Genomic DNA, 19,158 nt, shown 5'->3' on the forward strand with positions numbered 1-19,158 from the left:
AGCTGTTTGGCTTTCAACATATGGCGATGTTTCCGTTATACCACACGAAAGCAAAGATGGGCCGGGAAATGGCGAGACTCCCGAGGAAAAACGGATGTGTCAAGACCCCGCAGGGCGATTTTTGCCCGAGGAGGCTTGACCGTTCGTCCACAGGAAAGCGAGCTATTTCCCGGCCCATCTTTTCTCTAAATTAACACAACGGAAACATTTCTCTAATCCATAATATCTCGAATCCAAGTCTTCAACATAATGGTGCTATTATGGAGGAACATAAAACTATTTCACTATTATATCAACACCAAACTTTAACACAGCCATAAAAATAAGAACACTCTAAAGAGTACATACAGAACAGGGCGAAATCATCCTTTGATTTCCCCTGTTTTCTTTTGCAAAGATTAATATCTTTTTAGATAGCACATCCTATATGCTGATTGCTTTACTTATGTCTTGCAGTTTATTAATTTTAATGATGAGTCCTTTTAAACACACACTACAACTCAAGGAGTGAGATTCAATGAAAATTGCAGCAATTGTTGGCTCTAATCGTGAAGATTCCTATAACAAAAAAGTAGCCACCTTTATACAAGACCGCTACCGTGATTCAATGGACATTGAATTAATTAATATCAGGGACTTTCCTTTATATAATCAGGATGAGGAAGAAGTACCGCCTGAAACGGTTCAATCTGCTGTAGAACAAATTCAAAATAGTGATGGTCTACTATTTGTTACACCAGAGTACAATCACTCTATTCCAGCCGTTCTAAAAAATGCAATCGACTGGTTCTCACGCTCTGGAAGACCTACAGCTGGAAAGCCAACCATGATTGCCGGAGCTTCCCAAGGAGCACTTGGTACCGTACGTTCACAACTTCACTTACGCCAAATCTTAAATGCTCCTGGTGTGTCAGCCAAAGTGCTTCCACAAAATGAGATATTCCTTGGAACCATCCAAGACAAATTTGACAATAATGGGAACTTAACCGATCGTGCTACTATTGATTTCATTGACAATGTCGTGACGAATTTTAAAGAATGGATTAACCAAGTAAGCTAAGGTTTTGGAAACATATAAACATGAAAATGGGCACTTCTCATTTTTAGAGAAGTGCCCTATTTTAAGTCAACTGCTAAAGCCGATTACTACTAATAGTTTAGACGATAAGCATGGTAAAATAAAAAGGAGTGCTATATCTTAACACTCCCAAAAAGATGGTTTATTTAGTAATTGAAGTACTTAAGAACTCTTGCACTTCCTCAGGTGTTTTTGCGTCAGCACTATGAAGGTGAGCTTTCTTTTCTCCGTTTTGGAAAATTAAAATGCTAGGAATGCCCATTACTTCATACTCTTGAGCTACTTCTGGTAGTTCGTCGCGATTAATTTCATACCACTCGAACTTATTGTATTCTTCTAAAATATCACCAATGAACATATCCATACGCTTACAATCCGGACACCAGTTAGCTGAAAACTTGATGATTACCGGCTGCTCACTTTGGATGGTCTTATCAAAAACACTTCTATCATGAATAAATTCCATTAATTGGACCTCCTTAAAATGGTTCATCCTTATTAAATCATATAAAAGCGTATTAGAAAATACCTGCGCTCACAAATGTAAGGTGGATTACATTTCTCTACATAGCATAACTGTATAATGAAAGATACAAATACTCAGGAGGCTAGGAAACATGAAAAAATCAGGCTTAGTTGGATTCATTGTCTTCATATTTTTATTATCTGCCTGTAGCCAAGGACAATCACAGCAGTCTAACCCTAACGACCTTTCATGGGATGAAATAAAACAACAAGCAGATGGCACAACCGTTAACATTCACATGTGGGGCGGAGATGAAGGGATTAATCAGTACATGGATGAATGGGTTGCGCCTAGATTAAAGGAACAGTACAACATCACTCTTGAACGTGTTCCGATGGATACCCAAAATATCTTACAAAAACTACAATCTGAAAAGCAAGCCGGAAAAAAAGATGGAACAATCGATATTGTATGGGTAAACGGCGAAAACTTTAAAAATGCTAAGGAAAACGGCCTTCTATATGGTCCCTTTCGAGATCAACTTCCTAATTTCAACGATTATTATGATCAAGACAGCTTAGCTTTCCAATACGATTTTGGTACTCCTACAGAAGGGTATGAAGCTCCTTGGGGCAAGGTTCAATTTGTGTTTCAATATGACAGTAATAAAATCTCCAATCCACCCAAAAGTTTCGATGAATTACAATCTTGGATCAACGAAAATCCAGGAAAGTTCACGTATCCTAACCCAGATGACTTCTCTGGTAATGCATTCTTGCGACAACTTCTGTATGCAACAGTGGATGATCCAAAAGAAATCATAGAAGAACCATTCAGCAACGAGTATGCTACTAAAAAAGCAGAGCCTATGTGGGAATACTTACGTACCATCAAGCCTGATTTGTGGAGAAATGGGGAGCACTACCCTGCATCACTTACAGAGCTAGACCGTCTGTATAGCCAAGGTGATGTATGGATGACGATGGGCTATAACGAAGCTCGTGCGGAGCATCTCATTGAACAAGGCGTGTTTCCTGAATCAACTCGATCGTTTGTCATGGAACCTGGTTCACTTGGTAACACTCACTTTTTAGCTATACCGTTTAATAGTTCCAATAAATCCGGAGCTATGGCTGCGATTAACTTCCTTCTCTCTCCTGACGCTCAATATAAGAAGCTTGAACCAACGTATTGGGGGGATAATACACCAATAAGTGTGGATAAACTCCCTGAAGAACAGCAGAAGAAATTTGAATCACTTGATCGCGGAGAAACGGTACTATCTACAGAAAGATTAGAAAACAGCTTTTTACCTGAAGCAGATTCAGGTTACGTGGAATGGATAAAGGAGAATTGGAAAGATGAGATTATCCGAAACCAATAAGGCCTGGTTGCTATTGCTACCAGCCTTTCTTTTTCTTTTATTGCCTTTATATGGGTTGCTATCTGCCTTATGGAGCAGCTTGACTGTAAACGGCGCGTTTTCGTTATCCGTTTATCAACAGCTAATGGAACGTGATGCCTTCTGGGGATCCTTATTCTACAGTTTACGTATCGCTATTATAGCAACACTTTTGTCTTTAGGCTTTGGCCTAGTATTTACAAGAACGTTCACGCACTATTTGAATAAGACTTCAGGAAAGTTAGCTGCCTGGATCCCAATGTTATTCCCCCATTTTGTTTGGGGGTATCTCGTATTACTATTATTTCAACAAAGTGGTTTTATCTCCTATATGGCATTTCAAATCGGTATTATTGAATCAAGGGAAGCGTTTCCGATTCTAACGAATGACAAAAATGGCTTCGGAATGATCATCACATACATGGGGAAGGAAATCCCGTTTGTTATTCTAATGCTCCTCCCTATTTACGCGCAGCAAAACTCCCAGTATCACGACCTGGTCCGAACACTTGGTGGTAACCGATGGCACAGGTTTAAAGATGCGGAATGGCCTTGGGTTTATCCAGTGTTACTTGAAACAGGAGTGATTTTGTTTTCATTCATTTTTAGTGCTTATGAGATTCCATATTTACTAGGTGCTACTTTTCCTGAAATGATTTCTATTCTAACCTATGACTGGTTTTATGCAGGGGATTGGAGCGAACGTCCTCTCGCTTTCGCTGCAATGATTTTCACCAGTGTCATTATCGGAATCATAGCTTGGATAGGATTTTCCTTAATGAACCGTAAACGTTGGCTATTAACGAAAGGAAGCCGATAAGATGCAGTATAAACCAAGAATGAAAACCGCCAGCTTCTGGTTTTTGACAGGCTCCCTATTTCTATTCCCAGTGCTGTTTTTAATCGTGAAGAGCTTTACGCTTCCTTGGAGGTATCAAGCGGACTTTCACATGCACTTTACGCTTAGAGGTTGGAGTACACTCTTATCAGAAAACCAATTAATAAGCGCTACATTCATTTCTTTACTTATTGGAGCAGTTGTAGTCCTCTTAAACCTAATTATCGGCTTATCGGCGGGGAAGGCGTTAGCGTTTTATCAATTCAAAGGAAAGTCGATTATGGACACACTTTTTTTGTTGCCACTTATCTTTCCTCTGCTAGCCATCGCAATGGGGGTTCATATCGCCATGATTCGTCTTGGACTAGCTGATAGTTGGATTGGGGTTGTACTCATTCACTTGGTTCCCACCATTCCGTATAGTATTAAAATCTTGCGGAATGGATATGTATCGTTGGGATCAGCTATGCTGGAACAATCTACTTCCCTTGGGGCTAATGTAAGGAGTCGTTTTTTAACGATTGAACTACCATTATTGAAGCCTGCATTACGAAGTACAATTTTCTTAACATTTGTCATAAGTCTCAGCCAATATGTTATCACCGCCATTATTGGTGGAGGAAACGTTGTAACACTAGCAATGGTCTATTTCCCTTTCTTACAATCTGCCAGCAGTACTGTTCTAGCGGCTTTTTCGATTTGGTTTGCACTCGTACCAATCCTATTTTATCTCATTGTAGAAATCATCCTATGCTTCTTGCCATACCAATCACCGTGGAGGATAAAAACATGACACAATCATCATTTATCACACTACAAAATGCCTCTAAATCCTTTGCAGACACTGTTATTTTTAAACATGTGCAAGCACAACTATCTAAAGGAGAGATTCTTAGTATTGTAGGCCCATCAGGAAGTGGAAAAACAACCCTCCTTCGCTGTCTTTCTGGATTAGAGCCTTTCTCAGCAGGTGATTTCATTATTGATAATCAAAATGTAACGAAGCTTACAGCCAATAAACGACCAGTTAGTTTAGTATTTCAACAAGCATTACTTTTCCCCCATATGACGATTTTAGATAATGTAGCTTATGGGCTTACCTTTCAACATGTAAAAAAGAAAGAACGAGCTAAACAAGCGCAGGAACTAATCGATAAAGTAGGCTTGAAAGGATATGAGAAAAGCTTTCCGCATGAGCTCTCTGGAGGACAACAGCAACGAATTTCTTTAGCTCGTTCCCTCGCCATCTCACCAGATCTGATTTTATTAGACGAACCATTTAGCAGCTTAGATCCACAACTACGTCATGAAATGAGAGACTGGGTCCGAAAGCTTCTGAAATCTCAACAGATGACAGCTATTTTTGTTACACATGATCGTGAAGAAGCGATGCAAATGGGTGATAGAGTCGGTGTGTTTAATGATGGAAGCTTTCAACAAATTGGTACACCTCAAGATGTTTACCAACGTCCTGTTAACCCTTTTGTTGCAACATTCTTCAGTGATTGCCTTGTATTGGATGATCATAAATATGTCCCAGTTTCTCATCTCTTTATTAGTAACAACACATCCAATGATGCACACCTTCAGCTGGAAGCGATTGTTCAAAATCAGGTGTTTATTCATGGAGAAACGTTTTATCAACTCTGGGTTGCTTCTATGAATAAACGCATCACATTACCTAGCTCTCTCTCGTTACATGAGGGTGCGAACGTAACCGTAATGGCCAACGCTGAAGCAGTTCAATTGTTTCCAGAAGACGAAATAAAGGAATGATTCAAATGAAACAGTGGAAAAATTGGATTAAACCAGCCATCGTACTTCTATTATTCTTGTTAGTAGCATACATTGTTCGATTTGAGCTCAATATAGGGAAAGATGCAATAAAGGATTTCATTTTATCCTTTGGAGTTTGGGGACCTCTTATTTTCTTCTTACTTTATGCTCTAGGTCCAATCGTCTTCTTCCCTACTTCGGTCATGTCACTAGCTGCCGGCATTGTATATGGTGTGTTTCCAGGCGTTATTTATATTTTACTGGGTGCTACAGGGGCGGCTGCTACAGGGTATGTCATGGCCCGATATTTTGGGGATTCAATACTGAAGTTTCATAAATTCAAATGGTCCGATCAAATTTATGAGAAAGTACAAGAACGTGGTTTTTTATATGTACTTGTCCTACGGCTTATTCCCATTATGGGCTTCGATATCTTGAGCTATATTTCCGGTATTGCTCGTGTGAAATTCGGTCCTTTTATTCTAGCAAGTTTTCTAGGGATGATGCCTGGCACGTTTGCTTATGCCTTTCTAGGTTCGAGTATTGGAGAAGGTGATTCAAGCAAAATTGCTATTGCCATTGGCATATTCGTAATACTCATGCTTATCACGTATTTACTTCGCAATCGCGTAAAAAAATGGCTCGGTTTATCAGAATAAGGAGGTGCTCCAATGTTAGACACGCACGCTCGTAAATATGTCCAACCTTCTATTGAGCATACATCAAAATGGCTCACCAAAAGAGGACTTACACCAAACCAAGTCACCGTTATTGCTTTTATTATTGGTATTTCAGCTGGAGTACTATACGGATTCGGCTTACCGATTATAGCTGTTTTAGCACTTTGGTTATCCGGTTTTTTGGACGCCGTTGATGGCACGATGGCTCGCATGACACAACCATCTGGCTTTGGAACCGTTATGGATATTACATTCGATCGGGTGGTAGAGATTAGTATTATTTTAGGCATTGCTTATGTACACCCAGAAATGTTGTGGCCACTCCTCTTATTGAGTGTGTCGATTATATTTTCTATGACGATTTTTTTAACAGTTGGAGCTGTTTCCGATAAACAAGGTGTAAAGTCCTTTTATTATCAAGCAGGTTTAGCTGAGCGTTCAGAAGGGTTTATCCTATTTAGTATTATGATGTTATTTCCATCTATATTGCTTTGGTCTACTTTGGCTTTCTTTTTTGTAGAGCTATACACTGGACTGCAACGATTCATGGAAGCAAAACGGATCTTGTCTTAAAGGAGAGGGTATTGTGAAAAAATATGATCTTATTGTAGTAGGCGGCGGTGCTGGTGGCTTAACAGTTGCAGCAGGTGCTGCCTCTCTTGGTGCAAACGTAGCATTAGTTGAAAAACGGGACGACCTAGGTGGGGATTGCCTTCACTTCGGCTGCGTACCGTCAAAGGCTCTAATCGAAGCAGCAAATGAGGTGTACCATGCTCGAAATGTACAAGCCTATGGCATTCATGCTTCTGGCGATGTTGATTTGAAAGCTATTAATGATCGTGTAAAGGCGTCGGTTGATCACATTCAAGAACACGACGATATCGACCGCTTCAGAGAATTAGGTATCGACGTCTATCTAGGTGGAGCTTCTTTTGCAACGGATCACGAAATAAAAATCGAAGGCCATGAGAACATTCACGGGAAGCGTATTGTCATTTCAACAGGCTCCCGCCCTAATGTACCACCTATTGAAGGCTTAGAAGAGACAGGCTATATTACCAACGAATCCGCCTTCAACCTTGAAAAACTACCAAAAAAATTAGTATTTATCGGCGGCGGACCAATTGGGTTAGAACTGGCTCAAGCATACTCTAGACTTGGATCTGAAGTAACTGTTCTAGAAGCAGGACCCCATCTGTTAGGAAAAGAAGACCAAGACATTCAAAAAACTGCACAACGTATGCTTGAACAAGAATTGAACGTCATCACAAACGCACGAGTTTCAAAAACATCTCGACAGGATGAAAAAAATTATGTTCACTACACTATAGACGATGAAGATCACGTTATCGAAGCTGACCAAATCTTCTTAGCTGTAGGTCGAAAACCAAACACAGACACCCTGCAATTAGAAAACGCAGGTGTTGAGATGGATGAAAAAGGTCATGTCAAAGTAGACGACACTCTAAGATCCTCCGTTCCACATATCTTCGCTGTTGGAGATGTGAATGGCGGCTTGTATTTCACCCACGTTGCAGGCTATGAAGGAAAAACCGTCGTACAAAATGCTCTATACGGCTTAAAACGGAAAATTTCCTACAACAACATTCCATGGAACACCTATACAACACCAGAAATATTCCATTTTGGTCTAACCCAACAAGAAGCGCAAGAGAAGCATGGAGACGTTATGATCTATAAAACAGAACTCGACCAAGTAGACCGCTTCGTAGCAGACCATGCCACTAATGGATTCATTAAAATAATCACAGATACAAAAGGAAACATAGTAGGCGCACACGCCATCGGAAAAGGCGCAGGAGACTGGATGCAAGTCGTCGTCCTAGCAGTGGAAAAAGGTATGAAAATAGGAGACCTATCCAACATGATCTACCCATACCCAAACCACACCGCCTCCATCGAAAACGCCAGCAACCAATACTGGAGAGCCAAACTATTCAACGGCTTCATCCCAAAACTGTCCAAAACCTTTATACGATGGTTTAGGTAAGATCAAAAGCGGAGGCGACTGCTTAGCTCCGTACGCATAAGCAAGATTTTCGTAAGAGGCGTCTAGCCTCTGGAGAAAAGATTGCTTATGACGCTAGGAGCTAGGAGCCGCAGCTGGACTACAGCAAAAGCTCAGGGCGTCCGGGTAGCGTTGTGCAGGCCGTTATGTTGACTTATTGGAGTATAAAACAGACGTGAATAAGAAAAAGCTGGATGTACTTTAAACATCCAGCAATTCTTTCGTCTTCTCAGCATTAATAGAAAAGTATTGTATCCCTTTTTTTATATAGCCTTCTTTTTTCAACTGACTAATAATAGCACTTGTGGTTTCACGTGTAGAGCCAATCATGTTAGCTATGTCATGATGGGTTAACTTCATTTCTATGGTTTGCCATTCATTTTTCCGTCGACCCGTTTTTTCACTAAGCATTAACAATAAATACAATAAACGATTTTTTACATCACTTAATGCAATTTTTTCACTAATCGTATAAACCTCTTTTAGTCTTGTTGATAAGGTATTGATGAGTTTGATGGCTATCTTAGGGTTGGATTCAATAAATTGTTCGAAATCTTCATGACTTAATATGCATAGATATGTATCCGTCATGGCTTCTGCATAAATCTCATCGTCTGTTAAAGAGAGCGTTGAGGTTTCGCCAAATATATTCCCATCAACGAGTATATCTACTGTGAACTGTTTCCCCTCTGCATTCATTCGATATAAACGAACTTGACCCTGCTTTAACAAAAAGAGGGCTTTAATAGGTGAATCTGGAGAGAGAATCTGAGTACCCTTTTTTACAGGCTTCATTTCGCTCATTTCATCAATAACCATTAGTTCTTCTTTAGGAAGCTCGTCGAATAAGCTTATTTGAGACAACATTAATAATTTATCCACTTTATCACCTCTTTGGTGGAAATCTACTGGCTCGAAAAGGGGAGCGTGGTAATATGAACATTTTATACATGATGGATGGATGTACACGTTGCCATAAAGCAAAAAAATATTTGGAAGCAAAAGGTACACCCTTTACCGAAATCAATATCCTTGAAGAACCTCATACTGCATCCACACTGATGGAATTAATTGGAGAAGTCTATACCCCTGTCTTTGTCACTGATAAGAAAATTCTTAAAGGAGACGAGATACTGGAATATGAGAAAGAAGCTACTTAACGAGTAGAATCCACATTTCATTTTACCATATATGCAAATACAATAATGAAAAATTAAATGGTGTGCTCTACCGAGATTTACATTGGAAATTTTGGGTACATTAATTCTGTGAATAGTAATTTTGTAGTGTAATACAGCTTACATCATTGTAAGGTAACTCATTTGTAAAATGAACTTGAAACACCATAAAGGAGGATTTAAATCATGGCAGAACAAACTTTTCATGTTACAAGTAACTCAAAAGGACTAAAAACTGATATTGAAACAGCAGATCAGCATAAACTTGTTATAGACGAACCAGAAAAGATGGGCGGAACCAATGAAGGTGCTGATCCACTATCTACTCTTCTAAGCTCCTTAGCAGGTTGCGAGACAGTGGTAGCAAACTTGGTAGCTAAAGAAATTGATTTCGACCTACAAAGCATTGATTTCGACATTAAAGGTTCTCTAGATCCTCGTGGTTTAATGGGTACAGAAGGGGTACGCCCATACTTCCAAACCGTTACAATCAACGCTAAGGTTCACACAAGCGAAACTCAGGAACGTATCAACGAACTACAACGCATTACAGATGAACGTTGCCCAGTGTTCACAACTCTAGAAGCAGCAGATGTTCAATTAACAGCTAACTGGGAAAAAGCATAAGCTACTACAAACTAAATTAATCCAAAGCTACTTCCAATTAGGAAGTAGCTTTTTTTTCGTCTAGGAAATTATAAAATTCAGTGCTTGTGTATAACTAAAAAAGTGAAGTGGCCACGTCCAGCTCCAGCGCCCAGCGACTAGCAAACTTCCTGCTCCTCCTTACGATAAGTCAACATCGAATCGCTTACGCTCTTCGTGTTTCCTTTATCTCATACGGAGCCGTCCAGTTTGTACGTCGCTTATCGGGCGCTTGCGCTTTTGTTCTTGTTTTAGTACACGCGCCCATTTTTGGGGAATTTGCGGAATAATCCAACCAAAACAAGGGCGTTTGCATACATTATTAAAGAAGTCATAACAGAAGGAGGGGTTTAGATGAGTGGATATGGTTACGGTGGCGGATTCGCATTAGTTGTTGTACTATTCATCCTTTTGATTATTGTGGGAGCATCTAGATTCGGTGGATATGGTGGCTACGGCTACTAATATTTATATAAGAAAAGCGCAAGCGCCCGGGTAGCGACGTACAAACTTTTCAATATGGTTTTGGAGGAAGTTCCATGGGCGCTGAAGCTAGACATCTGAGCAAAAAAGGAGGAACTTGTATGTATGGATATGGTGGATACGGATGTTGCCAAACTGGTGGAGCTGGCTATGGTAGCTTTGTATTAATCGTTGTTCTATTCATCCTACTAATCATTGTAGGAGCAACAGCTTTCAGATACTAATAAAAACACAAGCACGCCAATAGAATAGTGCTACTGAATAAAAACACCCCCAACACGTTACTAGCGTGTTGGGGGTGTTTACATTAAGCAAGTCCATTATCAATATTCAATTTTCCCTAATAAATACGCAATAATCAAACCACCTATAAAGGTAATGAGACTCAGTAGAACTGAAACAGGGACCCCAGGAAATAATACTCCAACAGATCCTATCACCAGCCCTATGACGATGGCATAGGTGTAGGAAGGATAGTGAGTGAATAAATGATTAATGATCTTACTACTAATCATCAGTCCAATCATGACACCTAAACCTATAATAACGATTCGAACCAATTGAAATTCGGATAGTGCTTGAATAACTGTGGGATAAACCCCGACTAGTAATAACATGAACGAGCCACTTATACCTGGTAGAATCATAGCCATGCTGGCCATCCATCCAGAGAAAAATAAGAGTAGATATTGCCCTGTAGTGAGAGATGCTCCCCACGGTTCTGGTGTGCCTTCATTCACAAACATTAACAGACTAATTAAGATGGCACTCATAATCATAAAACCATAGTGCTTCTTCTGAAAATGTTGTTTATATTCCGCTTGCTTAAACAGAAACGGGATTACACCTATAATCAACCCTAGAAAAAAATATAAGGTTGGTTGTTGATGTGCATCTAGTAGCCAATGAATAAGTTTACTGAGCGATAGTATTGCCACTCCTATCCCAATAATCAAGGGAATAAAGAATCCAATATGTTTTTTCCATTCCTTACTGAATATTCCATCAACTGCCTTAATTAATCGACTATAAATTCCAAGCACGACGGCTATCGTGCCTCCGCTGATGCCAGGGACTAAGTCACTCGTCCCCATCAACATACCCCGGTATAGATTTCTCCACTCCATCTACGTGATCCCCTTTTTAAATTGCTTCTTCTTCATTACATAGTTCTGCTATATTAGATGCTGTTTTACGTATCAAATCTAAATCGTATTCATGATAATCCTCATCTTTAATAGCATCCAAAATATAAATAGTGAACTTCCATATATCTTTTCGAATGTGCTCTTCATTTACTAGGGCTATTTTATATAATGATTCGAGAATGCCATTCATGACTGATACATCATTTTTTCCATACAAACGAATTTGATAGAAACTCTTATATAGATATTGGTGATACGATTTCGGTTCAATCATCAATCTTAATTCATTTTGTGTATCGGTGTAATAACGAAATGGTTTATGTTTATGGCCTAATTCCGCTAGTAATGACCCAATCCGATTAATACAGTTAATGGCTGTGTGGGGGTCATTTATGCCAGGTGATATTGCTCGAAGCGCTATCTCTACTAGCTTCTGAATAGAGAACTCAATATCTTGAACATTCGTTCTTTCTTTACCAATAATGACATAATCCAAACTAATGTCTTCGTTCAAGCTTTGCTCTCCATCTTTGAATTGATAATAAAAGATTGGTGAACCTGACTCCACATAGTCCCCCACCTGCACATTCACGTTAATAAACACATCATTCTTTTCAGCCCAATTGATAAACGGTCGAAAATCAATATGCTGAACATATCCACTCGTTTTTGCTTTCATATAGTGTTTTTCTTTCTGCTTCAATTGTTTAACTTCTTCTTGATCCCATTCTTCATAAATCCCGTATGCTTTCTCAGAAAACTTGCGATTAATCACATGGATCGTTTCATTCTGTATCTTTCCGATAAGGTTATTCACTTGTACCCAGCGAGCAGAGTGGTGAATAAACAAGACGAAAAATGCCAACGTACACGCTGTTACAATAACTGTGATTAATGGGCTGATCATCAATTTTGTTTTACTAGAAGGTAGTAATAATAAGTTACCTAAAGCAAACATAAATCCAAACACATATACACCCAATACGTTTTGAGTGATGCGATCTGTCATAAAGTCCTCTAGAGCTCTTGGGGAGAACTGAGAGGAATATGTAGTTAACACAACCATGATAGATGAAAAACTAATTGTTGTCATCGTCAACATCGCTGTGATTAATGATGAGTATAAATATAAAGCCATGCTCCGTTTTCCTAAAAAGATGGTTGGAACATGTTGTTCAAAAAATGGCATAAACCATATATCTAGCATTTTGGTTAAGGCTATTCCGACTATTGATAAGATACCATAAATTAATGGTACAAACCAAAAGCTGTCGCGAACGCTTAACCATAATCTTGTATGATGCATGAGACGACCTCTTTTCCCTTAATAATTTCACTTTAACAAGTTTACCCCTTGTTCTTCTCACTAAACTATGAGAAAAACAAGGGGTATTAAGGAATTGCTTTATCCAAGCGCTACATCTAAGGTCATCATTACAGCAAACCCTATCATTAAACTGATAGAAGCAACATCCGTATTTCCTTCTTCGAGGGAACCAGGTATAATTTCTTTTGCTACTACGAAAATCATCGCACCTGCCGCAAAGCTTAGTGCATAAGGCAATACAGGCTGAATTAATATAACAGCTAATGCACCAACAACGGCTGAAATGGGCTCAACCATCCCTGAGAACTGTCCATACATAAAGCTTTTTCCTTTTCCCATACCATCACGGTGAAGTGGCATGGAAACAGCTGTACCTTCCGGAAAGTTCTGAATACCAATTCCGATAGCCAATGCTACCGCACCAGCTAATGTAGATTCGGTAACACTTGAGGCTAAGGCTCCGAACGTAACACCAATAGCAAGACCCTCAGGAATGTTGTGAAGGGTCATGGAAAAAACGAGTAGCGCCGTTCGATTTTTCGCTCGATTATCTTTAATATCATGAAGATATTTATCTGTGTCTAGCATTGGTAGCATTTTATCAACCATAAGCAATAATGCTCCACCTAATAGAAACCCAACAACAGCTGGGATCCATGCTGGGACAGGACCTTCTTCCGCCATTTCAATAGCTGGTGAAAGTAATGACCAATAGCTTGCTGCGATCATTACGCCACCTGCAAACGCAAGCATACTGTCTAAGAATTTTTGATTTGCGTCCCTTACAAAGAATACTAGTGCAGCTCCTGCCGCTGTCATTCCCCAAGTAAATAAAGTGGCTAGAAAGGCTTGAATTACTGGGTTTAATGAACTGAAGGCTTCGATCATTATTATCACCTCTTTACTGGATATTATTTTTTGCATGAGTGCAATTTTTCTTGTCTAAACCATTTTATATGGTGATATCCAAATAAGTCAAACATACCACTCTAAAAACCCCAACTCTAGCATGAGTTGGGGCTTGTTTAATCTATTAACTTTAGTTCTCCGTTTCGATATTGATACGTATAAGCCGTTTCTGTATTTTCCACCCTACCAGTCTTGATTACGTACTGCCCCCCCTTTTTCATCAACCGAGCATATTCCATCCCCGTAGCCTCTGCAACATTAATTCGATCAAACGTTTCAAAATGAGGGAGAAAGAGTACTGTTTTAAAAGGCTTTAGCTGATGCCCACCTTCTGTAGATACCAGCTCAACTTCTCCATCCTCATCTACATCTATTTCTTGTAAATTAGGGATAGAGGCAATCTTCTTGAAATAGTTTCCATTATCATCAGTGGGATTAAATCCAATGATGAAAGATTGCTGCACAAATCCTCCATCTACTTCCTTAGAACCATTGATTACAATCTCTTGGGTTTCATCTGAAGTATATTGTTTTGTGTCGACCTGAATAGAGTCTTCCTTATACCCTACTCGTCCTACCCGAAACCACTTATCATCGTATTGAATGTAAGCGAAGGCTGGAGCATTAGCTTTAGATGTATTGGTATTCGCAAATAAATGGACAGTAGCCTCTTTTCCATCTCCAATAGATAGGGAAGATGTTTTGTTAATTTCTTCCCACATCGAGTATGGCTCATCTCTCTGAATGCGATCCAAACCCCAAATGGAGCTTTGAAACGCATGAACATTAATAGTATCTTTGACAACTCGTTGCCATTCATCTTGTTGGTATTTAAAGGATAGGTAAGCAGTCTCGTCAAACTCCCTATTTTCAAACCTCACATTCAGCCTGCTAGGATCATCCCATCCATAAATAGTCGCCGTTCCAGTATTACTATTAAAGGTATAAATCGTTTCTCCTTTGAGCAGATTATTGTTTTGGAGCGTATAAACAGACACTCCCTCTCCAGCCCCATTAGCTTTTACTGATTGAATGACCGCAATTTGATTGTTCGGTCCCCAAACCGGTTCTTGTGTTGCTTCTTTCATAGTTGTATAAGAAAAGTCATCCATATTGTAAACATTCCAATTAAACAGCGTATAACTTGTCAGTACATACTTATTATCAGGTGACCAAGTAAAAGAACGGACATTCTCTATGTCTTCTTGTTGTGGGATAATCGTTTGAGGGCCCTTATCTCCCACTTCCCACACATTGATTTTCCGTAATTGAGTATCGTCATCCTCTTCTATATATATGACCTTCTCATTATTCCGACTCCATGACATGCGTTTGACCGTTTTATCATCTCGAGAATATAAATAGCGATCTATGAAAGCTTGAGAGTAAGGAGCGTATGACTTTTCATCCACTTTTGCCCATTCACCCTCTTGTTTTTCAAAAAATAATTCCGTTGTTAACCCTTCATTAAGTAGTAACTTATCCACTTTCATGCCTGATTGAGATGTACGTTGAATGGAATAATTGTATGGTTTATCGTCTTGTTCCCCTGAGGCTATCACCTTCTCTTCACGATCCATGAGACTATAATATGTGATTTGTTCATACTGATTACTTGCTTGAATCGACTCTTTAAAAAACACTCCATTTCCATCCTCATCCCAAATAAGATTATGCAGCTTAGCTTCAAAGGTACGTTCCATGACTTCCCTTTTCTCTACATCGATAAAGGAAATGGATGTGGTTTGTTCATCATCTTCCTTGTACATTACAATATATTTTCCATTTGGTGACCACCGGAACTCATGATCGAAGGTTGCTATTTTATTCAGTATGGTCGGTTCCTCCTCCGACCTATTTTGCAGAGCAATTTCATATTGGCCATCATCTGTACTTTGTACATAGAGAAGCAGCTCTCCGCCAGGGGCATACTGCATATATTCAAGGTTAGGTTGACTTTTAATGTTCCCATGAAACTCATATACAGATTGCTGTTTCTGCTGTTCTTCTTTCTCCCCTTCTGTATTATCTGCAGGAGTGCTTTCCGTTTGGCTTTCACCTCGATCTGTAATGACATAGACAGCTGTGAGTAACATAAGGGCAGCACTAACCCCAGCTATAATGCTCTTTTTATTCGAGGATTTTTTTACATACAATGGCTTCTGCTCATTCTTCCCCATTTCAAGGCGAAGTTCTTGTTTCATAGATTCCTTTCTCTCAAAAGGAATAGACTCCTCTTTAGATAAAACGCTGATTGCTTCTTCCAATTGATGTCTTGAGTAAGATAGACTTTCCTCCAACTCTCTCAATGCTCTATCATACTTCTTCTTTACCTTCTTCTCACGAGAATGGAGAACCTCCGCTACTCGTGAAAAAGAAAAACCTATCATCAGATTCAAAAAAAGAACTTCCCTTTGCTTTTCAGGTAGCTTACAAAATGCTAGATAGATTTCGTTACCATTCAGTGAGGTTTCATCATCTTTAGGAACGTTTTGTTCTTTCTTTTTATTTCGTAACCGCTTCCACATTACATTGGATTGGTCCTGAGCTTGAGCACTTACCACATTACGTGCGATACAGAAGAGCCAGGTCTTGGGATGCTGATCTTGTTGGTAAGAGGAAAAATGGTGTAGTGCATGTTTGAATGTGTCTTGAACAAGATACTCCACCTCTTTAGATGGTGTGACATACACGAAAAACTGTTTCACCTCTTCACAATATGCATCAAACCAATCTTCAACAACTACTGTCTTTTTCACCCCTATCACACCCACTTTCCTTTCGACTCTCGCCTATAAATCCTTATTTCTTTCATTCTAAACTATTTACGTTTCTTTTTTTAGTGAAAGGCTGTTAGGTGATATAGCATTGAGTATATACCAATAGAAAGTTAATGATGATTTATACATTTATATAAGCTTACTTAAACCAAAGAAGACAAGTCAAAGACTTGTCTTCTAGATTATTCTTATTCACGTTTTCTATTTATTCTTGTTTATCTACCACTGTTAGTTCTCCTGTTTCAGGTGAAATCACCAAGCCATGAACAGGTGTATTGGCCGGAAGAAATGGGTGCTTTCGGATAAGGTCGACACTATTTTGCACACTTTCCTCTACGTTATCGAAACCTTTCAACCACTGTTCCACATCGACACCTGCATACTCCAAAGCTTCAAGACTTGAACGATCCATTCCACTATCGAGAGCTTTATCTATAATTGGATCGGCTTTTAGACCAGTCATTCCACACCCGTAATGCCCAATTACTGCTACTTCATCCGCTTGTAATTCGTAAAGGGCTACAATGATACTTCTCATAATACTACCAAACGGATGAGAAATAATTGCACCTGCATTTTTAATGATTTTGGCATCACCATTCCCTAGATTCATGGCACGTGGCAACAATTCCAATAGACGTGTGTCCATACATGTTAGGATGACAATTTTCTTGTCCGGAAACTTGGTGGTTATGTATTTTTCATACTCCTTGTTCTCTACAAACTTCTTGTTATACTCCAACATTGAATCAATTACAGACATAAGATGCCCTCCTTTTTTATAAAAAAGTACACGTTTTTCTCCAAAATGTCTAGCACTTCGTTTCACATAATTTATTATATCGTATTTAGAAGATAGAGGCATTAGTGCAGAATTGGTTTATTAATGGATAGAAGGGTTTCCTTAGATTGGGTGAGAGAAAAAAGGATGGGCTCTGGAGCGAGTTTTAAAAAATAGGAGCAACTTTCGAAATATTGGAGCGAGAATTCAGATATAGTAGCAACTTTTGAGAAATAGGAGCGACCGCGATTCTTGCGTCGTCCAACGCACTGGCTGAGGCCGGATGTGCAAACGGGCTCCATGAAACTCTTTTCGAGCGAGTTTTTGAAATTAGGAGCAAGTTTCTGAATATAGGAGCGACTTTTTGATTTTTGGAGCGACTCTTGCCAAAATCAGATCAACTTTTCCAAAATAGGAGCGCCCCGCCCCACTTCCCCTTCCTGGCCTCAAAATAATCTCGACTCCAAGCCTTCAACAAAATGGGTATTACGGAAAATTAGTAAAAAGGATAAAAAAAGAAATCCTAGCAATACATGCTAGCATTTCTTTTTCTCACTCATTCTTATTTCCCGCACTTTTGAATTACAGAAGCTTCTTTAGAAGGTTCTATTCCGATACCATCTTTCATATCTGTATTATCTCTTGAGATAAACCACTTTCGCGTGTCTTCAATGGTTTGAGTGATGGAACGGAAAGTAAGACCTTTCTCTCTTGCTTTTTTATTGGAAACCAAGAAAAATCCATGTGGATGTTCATCTGATTTCGGAATCCATAACGGTAGCTCTGTCCAAGGTTGTACATTATTTTCTAGCAAGCACTGATCACTAACCCATTTATCTTCTGCCTCTGGGCTTACCTGAATCAGTTTGTTTACAAAATCCTTCATCGTTACTTCTTCATCATATCCGACTGCATTGTAGGTACCTGTTTCTCTTTTTTCTGCCATTTCAATTGTCCATTTTGCGAGATCGCGGACATCAATCCATTGCACCGGACGTTTTTCTTCGCCTGGAACTAGTACTTCTCCTCCACGAGCGAAACGCATTACCCAATACGTGAAGCGATCAGTCGGATCATGTGGACCGACGACTAGACCTGGTCGAATGTTCAACGTGCGATTTGGCATGATATTTTCTATTGTCTGTTCACATAGAGCCTTTAATGGTCCATATGTTTCCCCATTTACTTCTTGAACACTTTCATCCTCCAGTTTTCCTACCGGATGAGTTTCATCTATATAAGCTTCCTGGAATTGGTCATATGCAGAAACAGATGATATAAAGATATATTGCTCCACCGTGTCTTTTAAAAGGGATGCAGTTTCAACGACCACACCAGGCAAATAACCTGATGTATCAATTACTACGTCCCAATCTTTCCCTTTTAAACTCTCAAGGTTAGAGGAACGATCACCTGTAAGTTTTTCCACATAAGGAAATAACTCTTGGTTTGTTTGGCCTCTATTAAATAAAGTGACTTCATGCCCTTTCTCCAGAGCTGCTTCAGTAATATGACGTCCTACAAACTGTGTTCCACCTAAAATAAGTACCTTCATGTTATTTTCCTCCTTTATCATCACTCATTCATCAGTTAGAAGCCGTTTCAAACATTTGAATTGGTAAGGAACGCTTCCTTTAA

20 protein-coding genes are annotated in these 19,158 nt (G+C 39.3%); 12 read left to right on the forward strand and 8 right to left on the reverse strand.

Annotated elements, in window-relative coordinates:
- Window positions 1–517: 517 nt before the first annotated feature.
- The gene (locus tag N782_RS15055; RefSeq protein ID WP_036821908.1) at window positions 518–1,060 is read left to right on the forward strand and encodes an NADPH-dependent FMN reductase; all 543 of its coding nucleotides are present in this window, start codon (window positions 518–520) and stop codon (window positions 1,058–1,060) included.
- Window positions 1,061–1,220: 160 nt separating this feature from the next.
- Here the strand turns inward: N782_RS15055 and N782_RS15060 are convergent, their stop codons facing one another.
- Window positions 1,221–1,544 (reverse strand): thioredoxin family protein, encoded by a 324-nt coding sequence (locus N782_RS15060; RefSeq protein WP_036821911.1) that lies wholly within the window; start codon window positions 1,542–1,544, stop codon window positions 1,221–1,223.
- Window positions 1,545–1,695: 151 nt separating this feature from the next.
- On the opposite strand from N782_RS15060, the gene N782_RS15065 reads away from it, so the two are divergent.
- The 7 genes from N782_RS15065 to N782_RS15095 are packed head-to-tail and all read left to right on the forward strand — an operon-like array spanning window position 1,696 to window position 8,251.
- The gene (locus N782_RS15065; protein WP_036821913.1) at window positions 1,696–2,928 is read left to right on the forward strand and encodes an ABC transporter substrate-binding protein; all 1,233 of its coding nucleotides are present in this window, start codon (window positions 1,696–1,698) and stop codon (window positions 2,926–2,928) included.
- On the forward strand, window positions 2,906–3,766 hold the full coding sequence (locus N782_RS15070) for an ABC transporter permease (protein WP_036821915.1): 861 nt from the start codon (window positions 2,906–2,908) through the stop codon (window positions 3,764–3,766). The genes N782_RS15065 and N782_RS15070 overlap by 23 nt, the downstream gene beginning before the upstream one ends.
- Window position 3,767: 1 nt before the next feature.
- Window positions 3,768–4,577: an ABC transporter permease gene (locus N782_RS15075; RefSeq protein ID WP_237582674.1), complete on the forward strand. Its 810-nt coding sequence runs from the start codon at window positions 3,768–3,770 to the stop codon at window positions 4,575–4,577.
- Window positions 4,574–5,560: an ABC transporter ATP-binding protein gene (locus N782_RS15080; protein ID WP_036821918.1), complete on the forward strand. Its 987-nt coding sequence runs from the start codon at window positions 4,574–4,576 to the stop codon at window positions 5,558–5,560. The genes N782_RS15075 and N782_RS15080 overlap by 4 nt, the downstream gene beginning before the upstream one ends.
- A 5-nt stretch (window positions 5,561–5,565) precedes the next feature.
- Window positions 5,566–6,219, forward strand: coding sequence for a TVP38/TMEM64 family protein (locus N782_RS15085; protein ID WP_036821983.1), 654 nt, complete (start codon window positions 5,566–5,568; stop codon window positions 6,217–6,219).
- Between the two features lie 12 nt (window positions 6,220–6,231).
- Window positions 6,232–6,813 carry a CDP-alcohol phosphatidyltransferase family protein gene (locus N782_RS15090; RefSeq protein ID WP_036821921.1) on the forward strand — a complete coding sequence of 194 codons (582 nt, stop codon included), beginning with the start codon at window positions 6,232–6,234 and terminating at the stop codon, window positions 6,811–6,813.
- Between the two features lie 13 nt (window positions 6,814–6,826).
- Complete coding sequence (locus N782_RS15095; protein WP_036821924.1) at window positions 6,827–8,251, forward strand: dihydrolipoyl dehydrogenase family protein; 1,425 nt, start codon at window positions 6,827–6,829, stop codon at window positions 8,249–8,251.
- 219 nt (window positions 8,252–8,470) lie between these two features.
- On the opposite strand, the gene N782_RS15100 is transcribed toward N782_RS15095, so the two are convergent.
- Window positions 8,471–9,151 carry a Crp/Fnr family transcriptional regulator gene (locus tag N782_RS15100; RefSeq protein ID WP_036821927.1) on the reverse strand — a complete coding sequence of 227 codons (681 nt, stop codon included), beginning with the start codon at window positions 9,149–9,151 and terminating at the stop codon, window positions 8,471–8,473.
- Window positions 9,152–9,204: 53 nt separating this feature from the next.
- On the opposite strand from N782_RS15100, the gene N782_RS15105 reads away from it, so the two are divergent.
- The 4 genes from N782_RS15105 to N782_RS21110 all read left to right on the forward strand — a co-directional run bounded on the left by N782_RS15105 (window position 9,205) and on the right by N782_RS21110 (window position 10,799).
- Entirely contained in the window at window positions 9,205–9,429 is a 225-nt protein-coding gene (locus tag N782_RS15105) for a glutaredoxin family protein (RefSeq protein ID WP_036821929.1), read from the forward strand.
- A gap of 204 nt (window positions 9,430–9,633) precedes the next feature.
- On the forward strand, window positions 9,634–10,074 hold the full coding sequence (locus N782_RS15110; protein WP_036821932.1) for an OsmC family protein: 441 nt from the start codon (window positions 9,634–9,636) through the stop codon (window positions 10,072–10,074).
- Window positions 10,075–10,446: 372 nt separating this feature from the next.
- Window positions 10,447–10,557: a YjcZ family sporulation protein gene (locus tag N782_RS21105; protein WP_084103119.1), complete on the forward strand. Its 111-nt coding sequence runs from the start codon at window positions 10,447–10,449 to the stop codon at window positions 10,555–10,557.
- Between the two features lie 74 nt (window positions 10,558–10,631).
- Complete coding sequence (locus N782_RS21110; protein WP_420805598.1) at window positions 10,632–10,799, forward strand: YjcZ family sporulation protein; 168 nt, start codon at window positions 10,632–10,634, stop codon at window positions 10,797–10,799.
- 99 nt (window positions 10,800–10,898) lie between these two features.
- Here N782_RS21110 and N782_RS15120 read toward each other — a convergent pair whose 3' ends face one another.
- The 6 genes from N782_RS15120 to N782_RS15145 form a co-directional block, all read right to left on the reverse strand.
- A complete protein-coding gene (locus N782_RS15120) occupies window positions 10,899–11,702 on the reverse strand; it encodes a DUF368 domain-containing protein (RefSeq protein ID WP_036821934.1) in 804 nt (267 codons plus the stop codon).
- A 16-nt stretch (window positions 11,703–11,718) separates the two neighbouring features.
- Window positions 11,719–13,029 carry a DUF2254 domain-containing protein gene (locus N782_RS15125; protein WP_036821937.1) on the reverse strand — a complete coding sequence of 437 codons (1,311 nt, stop codon included), beginning with the start codon at window positions 13,027–13,029 and terminating at the stop codon, window positions 11,719–11,721.
- A gap of 99 nt (window positions 13,030–13,128) precedes the next feature.
- Window positions 13,129–13,938, reverse strand: coding sequence for a ZIP family metal transporter (locus N782_RS15130; RefSeq protein ID WP_036821940.1), 810 nt, complete (start codon window positions 13,936–13,938; stop codon window positions 13,129–13,131).
- Window positions 13,939–14,075: 137 nt separating this feature from the next.
- Entirely contained in the window at window positions 14,076–16,718 is a 2,643-nt protein-coding gene (locus N782_RS15135; protein WP_161783121.1) for an RNA polymerase sigma factor, read from the reverse strand.
- A gap of 226 nt (window positions 16,719–16,944) precedes the next feature.
- Window positions 16,945–17,502 carry a beta-class carbonic anhydrase gene (locus tag N782_RS15140; protein WP_036821945.1) on the reverse strand — a complete coding sequence of 186 codons (558 nt, stop codon included), beginning with the start codon at window positions 17,500–17,502 and terminating at the stop codon, window positions 16,945–16,947.
- A gap of 580 nt (window positions 17,503–18,082) precedes the next feature.
- The gene (locus tag N782_RS15145; RefSeq protein ID WP_036821948.1) at window positions 18,083–19,075 is read right to left on the reverse strand and encodes an NAD-dependent epimerase/dehydratase family protein; all 993 of its coding nucleotides are present in this window, start codon (window positions 19,073–19,075) and stop codon (window positions 18,083–18,085) included.
- Window positions 19,076–19,158 lie beyond the last annotated feature (83 nt).

Source organism: Pontibacillus yanchengensis Y32 (assembly GCF_000770635.1).
In the GTDB taxonomy this organism is placed as follows: domain Bacteria; phylum Bacillota; class Bacilli; order Bacillales; family BH030062; genus Pontibacillus; species Pontibacillus yanchengensis.

Coding starts and splice junctions, on each gene's coding strand:
- N782_RS15055 (WP_036821908.1), top strand. CDS start 518: ATGAAAATTGCAGCAATTGTTGGCTCTAATCGTGAAGATTCCTATAAC.
- N782_RS15060 (WP_036821911.1), bottom strand. CDS start 1,544: ATGGAATTTATTCATGATAGAAGTGTTTTTGATAAGACCATCCAAAGT.
- N782_RS15065 (WP_036821913.1), top strand. CDS start 1,696: ATGAAAAAATCAGGCTTAGTTGGATTCATTGTCTTCATATTTTTATTA.
- N782_RS15070 (WP_036821915.1), top strand. CDS start 2,906: ATGAGATTATCCGAAACCAATAAGGCCTGGTTGCTATTGCTACCAGCC.
- N782_RS15075 (WP_237582674.1), top strand. CDS start 3,768: ATGCAGTATAAACCAAGAATGAAAACCGCCAGCTTCTGGTTTTTGACA.
- N782_RS15080 (WP_036821918.1), top strand. CDS start 4,574: ATGACACAATCATCATTTATCACACTACAAAATGCCTCTAAATCCTTT.
- N782_RS15085 (WP_036821983.1), top strand. CDS start 5,566: ATGAAACAGTGGAAAAATTGGATTAAACCAGCCATCGTACTTCTATTA.
- N782_RS15090 (WP_036821921.1), top strand. CDS start 6,232: ATGTTAGACACGCACGCTCGTAAATATGTCCAACCTTCTATTGAGCAT.
- N782_RS15105 (WP_036821929.1), top strand. CDS start 9,205: ATGAACATTTTATACATGATGGATGGATGTACACGTTGCCATAAAGCA.
- N782_RS15110 (WP_036821932.1), top strand. CDS start 9,634: ATGGCAGAACAAACTTTTCATGTTACAAGTAACTCAAAAGGACTAAAA.
- N782_RS21105 (WP_084103119.1), top strand. CDS start 10,447: ATGAGTGGATATGGTTACGGTGGCGGATTCGCATTAGTTGTTGTACTA.
- N782_RS21110 (WP_420805598.1), top strand. CDS start 10,632: ATGGGCGCTGAAGCTAGACATCTGAGCAAAAAAGGAGGAACTTGTATG.
- N782_RS15120 (WP_036821934.1), bottom strand. CDS start 11,702: ATGGAGTGGAGAAATCTATACCGGGGTATGTTGATGGGGACGAGTGAC.
- N782_RS15125 (WP_036821937.1), bottom strand. CDS start 13,029: ATGCATCATACAAGATTATGGTTAAGCGTTCGCGACAGCTTTTGGTTT.
- N782_RS15130 (WP_036821940.1), bottom strand. CDS start 13,938: ATGATCGAAGCCTTCAGTTCATTAAACCCAGTAATTCAAGCCTTTCTA.
- N782_RS15140 (WP_036821945.1), bottom strand. CDS start 17,502: ATGTCTGTAATTGATTCAATGTTGGAGTATAACAAGAAGTTTGTAGAG.
- N782_RS15145 (WP_036821948.1), bottom strand. CDS start 19,075: ATGAAGGTACTTATTTTAGGTGGAACACAGTTTGTAGGACGTCATATT.